Genomic DNA, 12,120 nt, shown 5'->3' with positions numbered 1-12,120 from the left:
TTAACTTTAATACCTGTTTTTATACTAGTATTATTCACTTCATGTTCTAATGATGATGACGGTCCTGCTGTTATGACTATCACAATAGATATTATTGGTTTAGAAACTCTAAATGGAGGTACTTCTTATCAAGGTTGGCTTATTGTAGATGGAGTAGCAAAGCCAATTTCAAAATTTACTAACCCTTCAGGACTTGTAAAGTTAGAGGTATTGGTATCAGATATAGAAAAAGCAACACAATTTGTTGTAACAATAGAGCCCAAAGGAGATAATGATAATATACCTTCTGATGCAAAAATATTGGTAGGGATTTTAAAGGTACTTCTGCACAGCTTAGTTTTTCGTCTGTTGTTGCAGATCTTACCAATGTTTCAGGTCAGTTTTTCTTAGCAACACCTACAGATAATGTGAATGGTGTAGATAATGGTAATGATGAGTTTGGAGTATGGTTTAGGAATAGTGCAGGAGAAGAAGGTTTATCTCTTCCTTCATTAGCAAAAGGGTGGAAATATGAAGGATGGGTTGAGTTTGATGGAAAGACCTTGTCGACAGGTACATTTTCTAAAACTAATGTAACTGATGACGGAAACTTTTATAAAGGTTCTGGAGGAACAGTGCCAGCATTTCCTGGAGAAGATTTTCTTGTTATACCAAGTCAGGTTCCATTAACAGGAATTACATTACCTGCAAAAGTAACTGGCAAAAAAGTTTTTATTACTATTGAACCCTTTCAGGATAATGACCCTGCTCCATTTTTTATAAGACCACTTGTTAAGACAGCTGGAATAACTACAGGATCAGAAAATACGGTAATTATGGATACTTTTACAGAAGTGCCTTCTGGCAGAGTAACAAGACCAAATTAAAGTATCTTAATTAGTAAATTAAAAAGAGTAATTATATGAACCTAATAATTACTCTTTTTTTTATCCTTTTCTGGGATGAAAACTGTTCATAACTTCTCTTAAATGACTCCTATCTAGATGCATATATATTTCTGTAGTAGTAATACTTTCGTGCCCTAACATTAACTGTATGGCTCTTAAATCTGCTCCGTTTTCTAGTAGGTGAGTGGCAAAAGAGTGTCTAAAAGTGTGTGGGCTAATTTTTTTTTGTATTTCAGATTTTTCTACCAATCGTTTTATAATTGTAAAAATCATAGCCCGAGTAAGTCCTTTGCCTCTCCGATTTAAAAATAATGTATCTTCATGCCCCTTTTTAACATCCATATGATTTCTGATTTCTGTTCTATAAATAGAAATGTACTTTTTAGTAACATCTCCAATAGGAACAAATCTTTGTTTATCACCTTTTCCTGTTACACTAATATATCCTTCGTTAAAAAACAAACTAGATATTTTTAAGGTAATTAATTCACTTACTCGTAAGCCGCATCCATATAAAGTTTCGATGATTGCCCTATTGCGTTCACCTTCAGGTGTACTTAAATCAATATGAGAGATAATAAGATCAATTTCTTCTACAGATAAAGTGTCTGGTAATTTTCTTCCTATTTTAGGAGACTCAATAAGTTCCATAGGATTAGTTTCTCTATAATTTTCAAAAACAAGATAATTGAAAAAACTTTTTAAACCAGAAATAATTCTGGATTGTGATCTAGGGTTAACTAATTTTGCAGTTTCAAAAATGAATTGTTGCACGATATCCTTTTCAATAGATAGGGGAGTAGTGGTAATATTTTGATCGTTAAGAAATTTTAATAATCGTTCTATATCCAAAATATAACTAATGATAGAGTTTTCTGAAAGCCCTCTTTCAATGCGTAAATAATGCTCAAAATCTTTTATTGCATGACTCCATTTCACATTTTAAATTTTTATAGATGAATAGCAAACCCTATATTAAATTGAAAAACATCCGAATACAAGTTGTCATTTAGACTAAAATCATATCCTAACCCTGGCTCTATGCTTACTGTATTTCCTAAGAAAATAGCATAACCACCTTGAATACCAAAATAGGATGGATTTTCTTTTTGTTCTACACTAGCGCCATTATAATTAATCTGAAAAGGGATGATTCCTTTAATATAATATTTGGCACCTATTTTATAAGAAAAAGTGTTTAATGATTTTGATTCTTTACCAGTATCTACAGACCCATAGCCAAGCCCTATTTTGAGGGCTAAATCATCCATTATAAAATATCCAGCTTCTGCCCCAAGGTTTAATATAGAGCCTTTGTCATCCGAAAAATTTGTATATTGAATACTGGTATTAGCAGAACTTGCACTACCAAAATTAGTATTAGCTTCAATTAGCCATTTCCCTTTTAAAGTTTGCTCTTTATTTTGAGCACATATAGATGTTAAACTCGTGATAGTTAATGTGATAATTATTAACAATCTTTTCATTGTATTTGAAGTGTTTAAAATTCATAGCGAAACTATTTAATTTACCTGTATCCTATGTTAATTAGTTCTTAATTTTTATCAAATAGTTTATTTCGATAGAGTGTAATTATTTCTAAAATAAAAAATACCATCTCAAATAGATGAGATGGTATTTCTACTAAAAATTTAAGCTTGTTCTAGTAAATATAAAATAATTCTTAGATATATTTTTATTTAGAACTCAGCATTTTTTTTTAGAATTTATATACTAAACCAAGATTGATGTTTTGTAAGTCAACTCCAAAATCAAAGTTATTAGTTGATTCCGCATTATCAACATCTGGCTTAACAGTTCTGTATCCTAAAATACCCCATGTAGCTTCAAGAGCAAAGTTATTGCTAATAAAATAGCTTACACCAGGAGCAAATCCAAATCCAAATCCATTTGATTTATCATCAGGCTCACCTTCTTCTTTAAATTTTGAAGCAATGTAATCAACTCCTAATTCACCAAAAAGAGAAAATTTACTTGCAGGAGATATATAATATCTTCCAAATGCTCCTAAACTTGTAGTTGAATATGTCTCTTCGTTAGTTCCAAATTCTCGTTTTTCACTTGAAAAGTTTATTCTTGCTCCCGCTGCAATATTTTCAGAAACAAAGAAACCTACTCTTGGAGATATATTAAACGTGTTTGTTTTGTCGTCTCCAGTTTTTTCAGATCCAAATCCAAATCCTCCAGAGATAAATACATCTCCTTTAGCAAATCCTGATCCATTTTCTTCTTGAGCACTTGCCAAAGTAAAACTTACTACTGCCAATGCAGTTAAGATTATTTTTTTCATAATAATTATTTTGGTTTAAAATTGCCTGCAAAAGTAGGTATATTACTTGTATAAAATGTTAAATAGTTACTAAATTTTAATATAGATTCTTTTTCTTAATTCTAAGTGATTTATATAAAACTATCTGAAATTAAAATTGATTTATTTAATGTATTTGTTTTTAGTGAGTTATTGTTTGATTTGTAAAGGTATTAACTATAAATAATTATTTATAGTTTGCCGAATAGATAAAAAAATTATTTTTGTTCTCTAATTAATAAAACCTATTATTATGAAAAAAACATTAATATTTGTAGTTCTAGTTTCTTTTAGTTTAATAACTATTGCACAAGAAGAAGATGTAAGGTTTGGTGTTAAGACAGGTGTTAATCTAGCAAATATTTCTGGTGATAATACTGAGGGTTTTGAAGGGAGAACAAGTTTTCATTTAGGGTCTGTTGTTGAGATTCCAATCACAGATAAATTTGCTTTTCAGCCAGAAGTATCATATTCTTCACAAGGAGATAAATTTAAAAACAATCTCTTAGGTCTTTCTGCAAAAACTACAATGAAGTTAGATTATATTAACATACCCTTAATAGCAAAATATTATGTGATTCAAGGTTTTACTCTCCAAGCAGGACCACAGATTGGTTTTTTAATTTCAGCAAAAAGTAAAGTTGAAGCTATGGATGTAAATAAGGAAACAGATATAGATGATAATTTTAAGAGTATTGATTTTGGAGTAATTTTAGGTTTAGGGTACCAATTAGATATGGGGGCTTTCTTTGATGCTCGGTATAATATAGGATTGTCTAATATAAATGATGCAGCAAGTTTTGATGATGTTAAACAGAAAAATTCTATGGCTCAATTCTCAGTAGGGTATAAGTTTTAATCCACATTGTGGAATTTAATTTCCTAAAGTTTGGCTCGAAAACAAAATATATTTTAGGAAACATACCTAGTGAGCTTGCTTTGAGCTTATTGATTTTATTTTTTAGACTTTAATAACTATTATTTAAAAGTATTTCGAATTTGTCGAAATGCTTTTTTTATAGCTATATATTAGATTATTGAAAAATAAAATTACTTTTGAGTAAATAATCTAAATAAAGAGCAGGTCATATGTATTTAATCTATGAATTTTAAAGTTATTTAGAAGTTATATGTATCTAAGCTGTTTAAAAATATATAAATAAATGAAAAGTATTTTTTTTCTAATTACTACGAGTTTATTGTTCATTTCGGTTACTAATTTGTATGCGCAAGATGAAAATAAAAAATTGTATACACGGGCAGGATTTAAATTTGGAGCCAATTATGCAAATATAGCAGGAGATATAAAAAACACAGATGCAAGAGTGCGTATGCATTTGGGGGCTGTTATAGAGTTTCCCGTATCCCAACGTTTTTTTTTGCAAGCAGAGGTGTTATACTCTGCTCAAGGATATAGATTTAAAGAAGAAGGGGTAGAGAATAAAATTAGTTTAAATTATTTAGCACTACCTGTTATTGCAAAATATTATTTTGCAGATAGATTTAGTTTAGAAACTGGTCCACAATTTGCAACTTTAGCAAATGCTGCAGAATCTGCAAAGGATACTCCAGATGAATTTTTTGATGCTTTTAGTGATTTTGATTTTAGTTGGAATTTTGGAGCTGGGTATAAGTTAGAAAGTGGGTTGTTTTTTCAATTGCGATATAATTTAGGCTTAACTAATATTAATAGTCTAGATACGTCAGATATTAATTTTAATCATTCTGTAGCACAATTGTCTGTTGGATATTTATTTAAAACTAAGAATAACAGAAGACAAAACGAAGGATTGTAAATATGATCTATATGATTTCTAAATAAATTTAATAGTTTTATGAAGATATTAATTTTAAATGGACCAAACCTTAATTTATTAGGAAAAAGAGAGCCTGATATCTATGGTAATCAAACTTTTGAAGAATTTTTTACTACACTACAATTTCAGTTTAAAGAAACTGAATTAGCTTATTTTCAATCTAATATGGAAGGGGAATTAATTACTAAAATACAAGAAGCAGAAGATAAATTTGATGGAGTAATCCTTAATGCAGGTGCGTATACTCATACATCTATAGGGATTGGTGATGCAATTAAGGCTATATCTGTTCCTGTAGTTGAAGTTCATATTTCTAATACTTTTGCAAGAGAGCAATTCAGGCATCAATCTTATATTTCCCCTAATGCTAGAGGTATAATTTTAGGGTTTGGTATGCAAAGTTATACACTTGCAATTCAAAGTTTTTTGTTAAATAAAAAATAACAAGTATATACGTTTGTTTTAGTAATAAAAAGGAACAAAACTTACCAAAGGAAAGAATTAGATAATTAGAATATATACTAAAAAGTGCGAGGTTAATTTTAAAATTAACCTCGCACTTTTTAATTTATAAAACAGTCATAACGATTAAGTGTTTATAAGGAAAAACACTTAGAGTTAATCTTTTAATTTTAAAGATTAAATATGAATTACTTCGCCATAAGCATCTGCAACAGCTTCCATAACAGCTTCACTCATCGTTGGATGAGGATGTATGGTTTTTAATACTTCATGACCTGTAGTCTCCAGTTTACGTCCTAAAACAGCTTCTGCTATCATATCGGTAACACCAGCACCTATCATATGGCATCCTAACCATTCGCCATACTTAGCATCAAAAATAACTTTTACAAAACCATCTTTGGTTCCTGCAGCACTAGCTTTACCAGAAGCAGAGAAAGGAAATTTACCTACTTTTAACTCATACCCAGCCTCTTTAGCTTGTTTTTCCGTCATTCCTACGCTGGCAATTTCGGGAGTAGCATAAGTACATCCTGGAATATTACCATAATCTATAGGTTCTACATGCATTCCTGCAATTTTTTCTACACAAGTAATTCCTTCTGCAGAGGCTACATGAGCTAGTGCAGGACCATGAACTACATCTCCTATTGCATAAATCCCCGGAATATTGGTTTGATACCAATCATTAACGACGATTTTATCTTTATCTGTGGCAATCCCTAATTCTTCTAAGCCTATATTTTCTATGTTTGTTTTAATACCTACTGCAGATAAAACAATGTCAGCTTCAAGAATTTCTTCTCCTTTTTTAGTTTTTACCGTTGCTTTAACGCCATTACCTGTTACATCTACACTTTCTACAGAAGAATTTGTCATAACTTTAATACCAGCTTTTTTAAAGCTACGTTCAAATTGTTTAGAAACTTCTTCATCCTCTAAAGGAACAAGATTAGGTAAAAACTCTACGATGGTTACCTCTGTACCCATTGCATTATAAAAATGTGCAAATTCTACACCAATAGCTCCAGAACCTACAACAATCATTTTCTTTGGTTGTGATTCTAAAGTCATAGCTTCTCTATATCCAATTACCTTTTTACCATCTTGAGGTAGATTAGGTAGCTCCCTAGATCTTGCTCCGGTTGCAACAATGATATGTTTAGCTTCATAATCTGTTGCTTTTCCATCAGACCCGGTAACTGTTACTTTATTGCTGGCTTTTAATTTTCCAAAGCCTTCAATAACATCGATTTTATTTTTTTTCATAAGGAACTGAACTCCCTTACTCATCCCACCTGCCACATCGCGACTTCGTTTTACAACGGCATCAAAATCTTTATCAAAGTTATCTATAGTAAGCCCGTAATCTGAGGCATGCTTTAGATATTCAAATACTTGCGCACTCTTTAATAGCGCTTTTGTAGGAATACACCCCCAGTTTAAGCATACTCCTCCTAAGCTCTCTTTTTCAACAACAGCGGTTTTGAAACCTAATTGTGAGGCTCTTATTGCAGTTACATACCCTCCAGGGCCACTACCTAAAACGATGATATCATATGTGTTCATAAGTGTCAATTTTTTGAAGTCACGAATTTAAGGATAATTCAGCTAATGAAAAAAGTATTTAGATATTCCCTACTAATAAGATTAGCACGAAATCTAATAAAAAAACACCAAGTTTATGTAACTTGGTGTTAATTTTTGATATTTTTTATCGTGTTTATCTGTTATAATAACGATAAATACAATTTTATCTTTTCTAAAATTCTAAATGCAGTGCAGATTGTACTGCATTAAAATCTAATAGATCTACCTTAGTATTTTTTGCAAAAGCAGAAGGTACTACTACGATCCTGAATACTTGATTACCGTAAAGATCTGGAGGGGTTAAGTTTCTGTTATTACTTTCTAAATAAATATCTATATCTCGTGATGTAAAATTAAATCTATATGAAATAGTAGTGTTGTCTACATCATTTAAAAAGATAGGTGCTGTAGGTAGTGGTTCCCAAACTTCACGACCATCTATAACTTCTTCTAAACGATATACTAATACAACATCAGCGTCAAAGACTTGTATGCTCTCAGGGTAAGGGATGTTAACAACAAATTCTGGTGTTACAAAATTCACTCTATCAATTTCAAAAGTTTGCCCAATAGTATCGAAATCAACATCATCATCATTTCGACAAGAAGTGAGCATCAATGTAGCTAAAAATAGTAATGTTAAGATTTTTTTCATGAATATCAATTTTTGTTTATTAAGATTTTTGTTTTTTGTCTAAGTCTATGCTAACAGAATTTACACAATATCGTTGTCCAGAGGGGGTAGGTCCATCGTCAAAAACATGCCCTATATGTCCTCCACAGTTTGCACATACTATTTCTGTTCTAATCATACCATGCGAGGAATCTTTTATGTATTCTATAGCGCCTTCTATAGATGCATCAAAACTAGGCCAGCCACATCCAGAATCAAATTTGGAAGTACTATCAAATAAAGGTTCTTTACACGCTATACAAATATAAGTACCTTTCTCAAAAAGCATATTATACTCTCCTGTAAAAGGTCTTTCGGTTCCTTTTTGTCGTAATACTCTGTATTGTTCTTCAGAAAGTTGTGTCTTCCATTCGCTTTCTGTTTTTTTAATAGGGTATTTACTCATTTTATTTTTTATTAGGTGTAAAAGTCATGGCATCGCCATTAATACAATGCCGCATTCCTGTAGTTTCTTTAGGTCCATCATTAAATACATGACCTAAATGCCCGCCACAAGTTCCGCATCGCAATTCGGATCTTGCATATCCTAATTTATGATCTACATCTTTATCAATACTTCCGTCTATTGCTCGATCAAAACTTGGCCAACCAGTACCACTATCAAATTTATATTTACTTTCGTATATAGGGGTATTGCATGCTGCGCAATGAAATACTCCTGGAGTATATATTTTGTTTAAAGGGCTTGAAAATGGCCTTTCGGTTCCTGCTTGTCTTAAAATATAATATTGTTCAGAGGATAAAATCTCCTTCCATTCTGCATTAGCTTTGGAAACAGCATATTTTTTATCTTTTTTTATTGTGTTTTTCTGAGCATTGCTTGTACAACTTATTATTAGAACTCCCAAACATGCTAAAATTAAATGTTTCATCTTTTTTAAATAAAGTTAACTAAAGTTTTAATTAATAGTCGTACAAATTTGCTTTGAATAACATTGCAAGAACTATTCCAAAATGAAATTTATAATCTTATTGATAACTTTAGGGTTTCCTAAGATTTTTCTATGTCCTAGCTGTTCGGTTATTAATAATTCACTGTTTTCTAAATTATCACTAATTTCTTGAGCAGCACTGTAATGAACATCTACATCATTTATATCATGTACTACTAATGTTGGTACGGTTATTCCTTTTGCAGAAACAGCTCCGGAATAATTATCTAAATCTTCTCCATATTTTTTGTCAAAATATGCTTTTAAAAGTTTTCCTACTTTTTGATCTAGTTGTAAGTTTTTTACAAAGTTTTTAGTAATAGCAGAAATACTATTGGCAGTACCAATTATAACTAATTTTTTAATTTTTAAACCATATTTAGTCGTTCTTAATAATGACATTCCACCTAAAGAGTGCCCTATTGCAGCTTCAAAAGGGCCATGTGTTTTTTCTAACTGATATATAGTTTCGATAAAATATGTCAGCATACTTCTTTTGCCTGGTGCTCTACCATGTGCAGGAGCATCAAAACTAACAGTGCTATACCCATGATCTAATAATTGATCTGCAATTTTGGATAGTTGTGTGCCGCTCCCAGACCACCCATGGACTAAAAGGATTTTCTTTTTAGAAATACCATAGTTGTACACAATTACTTCTTTGTTAATTTTTTGCACATAGACTTTTTCCTTTTTACTCTGCTCAAACATTCCTTTTTCTCTATCAGGTATTTTGTAACTAAAAGGAGTTAAAAATATTCTGACAGCATACTTGGAAGCTAAGAAAGGAGAAACAATATTTAAAATTTTTGCAGTATATAAAATTGGTTTTGGAATTAAAAGTGTTTGAACAGGAATTAAATCTTTATCAATTTTAGGCATCGAATATGTATATGATTTTGAACGTTAAAATTAAAATAACAAAGGCTTTGCACTTAAACAATTATGAATAATTAACATTTAATAATTATAAGTTCTGGAAATATATTTTAAGAATTCTTTCATATAACCTTTAAAAGTGCTTAGTTTTGTAGCTTATTTTAATAAAAGATTCATGGGATTACAACCCACAGATATTGATAAAAAAGAACAAAAAGTACTATACGATTATCAGCAACGAGATATCGATAAGATATTTAGCCGATTAGAGGAGTTTCCGAAAAAATATAATTTGTTATATCAACTTCCTACAGGAGGTGGAAAAACGGTTATATTTTCTGAGATCGTTAGGCGATACATAGAGTCTACCAAAAAAAAGGTGGTAGTTCTAACACACCGTATAGAACTTTGTGCTCAGACTTCTAAAATGTTAAAAGAATTTAGAGTTAAAAACAAAATCATAAATAGTTCTGTAAAAGAACTGGATGATCAAAACGAATATATGTGTTTTGTCGCTATGGTAGAGACTCTAAATAATAGGCTAAATGAGGATGATGTAGAATTGCATAATGTAGGAATGGTAATCATTGATGAGGCTCATTATAATTCGTTTAGAAAGCTTTTTAGGTTTTTTAAAAATTGCTTTATTTTGGGAGTTACAGCTACACCGCTTAGTTCTAATATGAAGCTTCCTATGAAGGATAATTATAATGAATTGATTGTAGGAGACACAATAAATTCATTAATTAAAAGTGGTTTTTTAGCCAAACCTGTAATTTATACATTTGATGTAGGTTTGGGATCTTTAAAGATTGGAATGAATGGAGATTATACTGTAAAATCTTCAGAAGAGTTATATACTAATATGCAAATGCAGGATAAACTTTTGCATGCGTATGAAGAAAGATCTAAAGGTAAAAAAACATTGATTTTTAATAATGGTATCAATACTTCTATTTATGTGTATGAGACCTTTAGGAAAGCAGGATACCCTATTAGACATTTAGATAATACAAATAGTAAACAAGAAAGAGAAGATATTTTGGCTTGGTTTAAGAATACTGAGGATGCAATACTTAGTTCGGTTAGTATTTTAACTACGGGATTTGATGAGCCTACTGTAGAAACAGTTATTCTTAATAGAGCTACAAAATCCCTTACTTTATATTTTCAAATGATAGGTAGGGGATCTCGAATTTTACCAACAAAACCAGAGTTTAATATATTAGACCTAGGAAATAATACTGCAAGATTTGGTTTATGGAATGCAGAAATGGATTGGCAATCTATTTTTAGATCACCAGATTTTTATTATGATAATTTAGTAGGAGATGAAGAAATTGAAAGAAATTTTAAATATGTACTCCCTGATGAATTACGAAGAGAATTTGAAAACTCTGAAGATATTCAATTTGATATAGAAGAAGAGTATTCAAAAACCAAAAAATTTGGACTAAGAAGTTTGACGGTATTAGAAAACTCTATTGAACAGCATGCAAAGATGTGTGTTCAGAATAGTGAAGATGTTTTTGACGCTCGAATTTTAAGTAGGCTTTTAGATCAAGATATAGAATATCGAGTACGTAGATATTCTTATTGTATTAGCAAGAGCACCAAAAACTATAGAGATTGGTTAGAAGAGGATTATAAACGAAAACTAAGAACCAAAATCAATCAATTATTTATGGAAAATTAGTTTAAAACTAATTTTCCATAAATAATGTTTTTTAAAAGAGTGATTTTTATATTTCAATTTCACCTATTAAATAGGGAACAGAATATCCACTAAGAAAAACACGATTTCCATCTATTTTACAATCTAATTCTCCTTTTCGTACTGATAACTGTTGCGCTTTAAGAGTAGTTTTATTTAGTTTTTTTGCCCAAAAAGGAACTAAGGTAGCATGAGCCGACCCAGTAACAGGATCTTCTGGCTGAATAATACCATTTGCATCAAAAACACGAGAAACAAAATCTGCGTTTTTTCCTGTAGAAGTAATTATAATACATAGATAAGGTAAATCTTTTAACAGATCCAGATTAGGGATTTCATTTACTACTTCTTCTTCAGAAGAGAGTTCGATTACTATATCTCTGGCAGCAAAAGTAGCAATAGGGTTTGATTTTAATGCTTTACGTACTTTATCAGGAATATCAATAGGAGCAGGTGGTCTAGAAGGAAAATCTAGAGTGATAGATCCGTTTTCTTCTTTTTTAGCTTTCAAAATTCCACTTTTTGAAGAAAACGTTATTTCATTAATTGTAGAATCAAGATAATTAAAAATAACATAAGCCGATGCTAAAGTAGCATGTCCACACAAGTCAATTTCTGCATGTGGCATAAACCATCTTATTTCATAAATATCTTCCTTTTTTACAAAGTATCCTGTTTCTGCAAGATTATTCTCTATGGCGATATTTTGTAGGGTTTGATCCTCTAACCAATAAGGTAAATGACAAATTGCAGCTGGATTTCCCCCAAACAAAGTTTTAGTAAAAGCATCGATTTGATATATTGGAATTTTCATTT

At 30.8% G+C, this 12,120-nt stretch carries 15 protein-coding genes; 6 read left to right on the top strand and 9 right to left on the bottom strand.

Annotated elements, in window-relative coordinates; translation table 11 throughout:
• Positions 1 to 72: 72 nt before the first annotated feature.
• Both H527_RS22970 and H527_RS22965 read left to right on the top strand, forming a co-directional pair.
• Positions 73 to 390 (top strand): anti-sigma factor, encoded by a 318-nt coding sequence (locus H527_RS22970; RefSeq protein WP_051316584.1) that lies wholly within the window; start codon positions 73 to 75, stop codon positions 388 to 390.
• A gap of 17 nt (positions 391 to 407) precedes the next feature.
• Positions 408 to 866 (top strand): hypothetical protein, encoded by a 459-nt coding sequence (locus H527_RS22965; protein WP_051316583.1) that lies wholly within the window; start codon positions 408 to 410, stop codon positions 864 to 866.
• Between the two features lie 60 nt (positions 867 to 926).
• Here H527_RS22965 and xerD read toward each other — a convergent pair whose 3' ends face one another.
• From xerD to H527_RS0101610, 3 genes are all read right to left on the bottom strand, one after another.
• A complete protein-coding gene (gene xerD / locus H527_RS0101620; RefSeq protein ID WP_027411090.1) occupies positions 927 to 1,826 on the bottom strand; it encodes a site-specific tyrosine recombinase XerD in 900 nt (299 codons plus the stop codon).
• Positions 1,827 to 1,837: 11 nt separating this feature from the next.
• Positions 1,838 to 2,374, bottom strand: a complete 537-nt coding sequence (locus H527_RS0101615) for a hypothetical protein (protein WP_027411089.1) — start codon at positions 2,372 to 2,374, stop codon at positions 1,838 to 1,840.
• 233 nt (positions 2,375 to 2,607) lie between these two features.
• Positions 2,608 to 3,198, bottom strand: coding sequence for a porin family protein (locus tag H527_RS0101610; RefSeq protein ID WP_027411088.1), 591 nt, complete (start codon positions 3,196 to 3,198; stop codon positions 2,608 to 2,610).
• Positions 3,199 to 3,469: 271 nt separating this feature from the next.
• Here H527_RS0101610 and H527_RS0101605 point away from each other — a divergent pair, with 271 nt between their 5' ends.
• The 3 genes from H527_RS0101605 (at position 3,470) to aroQ (ending at position 5,477) form a co-directional block, all read left to right on the top strand.
• The gene (locus tag H527_RS0101605) at positions 3,470 to 4,075 is read left to right on the top strand and encodes a porin family protein (RefSeq protein ID WP_027411087.1); all 606 of its coding nucleotides are present in this window, start codon (positions 3,470 to 3,472) and stop codon (positions 4,073 to 4,075) included.
• Positions 4,076 to 4,379: 304 nt separating this feature from the next.
• On the top strand, positions 4,380 to 5,012 hold the full coding sequence (locus H527_RS22960; RefSeq protein WP_051316582.1) for a porin family protein: 633 nt from the start codon (positions 4,380 to 4,382) through the stop codon (positions 5,010 to 5,012).
• A 39-nt stretch (positions 5,013 to 5,051) separates the two neighbouring features.
• Complete coding sequence (gene aroQ / locus H527_RS0101595) at positions 5,052 to 5,477, top strand: type II 3-dehydroquinate dehydratase (RefSeq protein ID WP_027411085.1); 426 nt, start codon at positions 5,052 to 5,054, stop codon at positions 5,475 to 5,477.
• A gap of 195 nt (positions 5,478 to 5,672) precedes the next feature.
• Here aroQ and lpdA read toward each other — a convergent pair whose 3' ends face one another.
• The 5 genes from lpdA to H527_RS0101570 all read right to left on the bottom strand — a co-directional run bounded on the left by lpdA (position 5,673) and on the right by H527_RS0101570 (position 9,593).
• The gene (gene lpdA, locus H527_RS0101590; RefSeq protein ID WP_035087133.1) at positions 5,673 to 7,064 is read right to left on the bottom strand and encodes a dihydrolipoyl dehydrogenase; all 1,392 of its coding nucleotides are present in this window, start codon (positions 7,062 to 7,064) and stop codon (positions 5,673 to 5,675) included.
• Positions 7,065 to 7,257: 193 nt separating this feature from the next.
• Positions 7,258 to 7,740: a hypothetical protein gene (locus H527_RS0101585; RefSeq protein ID WP_027411083.1), complete on the bottom strand. Its 483-nt coding sequence runs from the start codon at positions 7,738 to 7,740 to the stop codon at positions 7,258 to 7,260.
• A 19-nt stretch (positions 7,741 to 7,759) separates the two neighbouring features.
• Positions 7,760 to 8,164: a peptide-methionine (R)-S-oxide reductase MsrB gene (gene msrB, locus H527_RS0101580; protein ID WP_035087132.1), complete on the bottom strand. Its 405-nt coding sequence runs from the start codon at positions 8,162 to 8,164 to the stop codon at positions 7,760 to 7,762.
• 1 nt (position 8,165) lies between these two features.
• Complete coding sequence (msrB, locus tag H527_RS0101575; protein ID WP_027411081.1) at positions 8,166 to 8,651, bottom strand: peptide-methionine (R)-S-oxide reductase MsrB; 486 nt, start codon at positions 8,649 to 8,651, stop codon at positions 8,166 to 8,168.
• Between the two features lie 72 nt (positions 8,652 to 8,723).
• The gene (locus H527_RS0101570) at positions 8,724 to 9,593 is read right to left on the bottom strand and encodes an alpha/beta fold hydrolase (protein ID WP_027411080.1); all 870 of its coding nucleotides are present in this window, start codon (positions 9,591 to 9,593) and stop codon (positions 8,724 to 8,726) included.
• A 172-nt stretch (positions 9,594 to 9,765) separates the two neighbouring features.
• On the opposite strand from H527_RS0101570, the gene H527_RS0101565 reads away from it, so the two are divergent.
• On the top strand, positions 9,766 to 11,286 hold the full coding sequence (locus H527_RS0101565) for a DEAD/DEAH box helicase (RefSeq protein WP_035087130.1): 1,521 nt from the start codon (positions 9,766 to 9,768) through the stop codon (positions 11,284 to 11,286).
• Between the two features lie 46 nt (positions 11,287 to 11,332).
• Here H527_RS0101565 and H527_RS0101560 read toward each other — a convergent pair whose 3' ends face one another.
• On the bottom strand, positions 11,333 to 12,118 hold the full coding sequence (locus H527_RS0101560; protein ID WP_027411078.1) for a PhzF family phenazine biosynthesis protein: 786 nt from the start codon (positions 12,116 to 12,118) through the stop codon (positions 11,333 to 11,335).
• Positions 12,119 to 12,120 lie beyond the last annotated feature (2 nt).

Source organism: Aquimarina muelleri DSM 19832 (genome assembly GCF_000430665.1).
In the GTDB taxonomy this organism is placed as follows: domain Bacteria; phylum Bacteroidota; class Bacteroidia; order Flavobacteriales; family Flavobacteriaceae; genus Aquimarina; species Aquimarina muelleri.
This window is presented reverse-complemented; position numbering and strand designations above follow the sequence as displayed.

Excerpts from the sequence above, each read along its gene's own strand:
- H527_RS0101605 (WP_027411087.1), top strand. The coding sequence starts at position 3,470 with ATGAAAAAAACATTAATATTTGTAGTTCTAGTTTCTTTTAGTTTAATA.
- H527_RS0101560 (WP_027411078.1), bottom strand. The coding sequence starts at position 12,118 with ATGAAAATTCCAATATATCAAATCGATGCTTTTACTAAAACTTTGTTT.
- H527_RS22970 (WP_051316584.1), top strand. The coding sequence starts at position 73 with ATGACTATCACAATAGATATTATTGGTTTAGAAACTCTAAATGGAGGT.
- aroQ (WP_027411085.1), top strand. The coding sequence starts at position 5,052 with ATGAAGATATTAATTTTAAATGGACCAAACCTTAATTTATTAGGAAAA.
- H527_RS0101615 (WP_027411089.1), bottom strand. The coding sequence starts at position 2,374 with ATGAAAAGATTGTTAATAATTATCACATTAACTATCACGAGTTTAACA.
- H527_RS0101610 (WP_027411088.1), bottom strand. The coding sequence starts at position 3,198 with ATGAAAAAAATAATCTTAACTGCATTGGCAGTAGTAAGTTTTACTTTG.
- msrB (WP_027411081.1), bottom strand. The coding sequence starts at position 8,651 with ATGAAACATTTAATTTTAGCATGTTTGGGAGTTCTAATAATAAGTTGT.
- H527_RS0101565 (WP_035087130.1), top strand. The coding sequence starts at position 9,766 with ATGGGATTACAACCCACAGATATTGATAAAAAAGAACAAAAAGTACTA.
- msrB (WP_035087132.1), bottom strand. The coding sequence starts at position 8,164 with ATGAGTAAATACCCTATTAAAAAAACAGAAAGCGAATGGAAGACACAA.
- H527_RS0101585 (WP_027411083.1), bottom strand. The coding sequence starts at position 7,740 with ATGAAAAAAATCTTAACATTACTATTTTTAGCTACATTGATGCTCACT.
- H527_RS22960 (WP_051316582.1), top strand. The coding sequence starts at position 4,380 with ATGAAAAGTATTTTTTTTCTAATTACTACGAGTTTATTGTTCATTTCG.
- lpdA (WP_035087133.1), bottom strand. The coding sequence starts at position 7,064 with ATGAACACATATGATATCATCGTTTTAGGTAGTGGCCCTGGAGGGTAT.
- H527_RS0101570 (WP_027411080.1), bottom strand. The coding sequence starts at position 9,593 with ATGCCTAAAATTGATAAAGATTTAATTCCTGTTCAAACACTTTTAATT.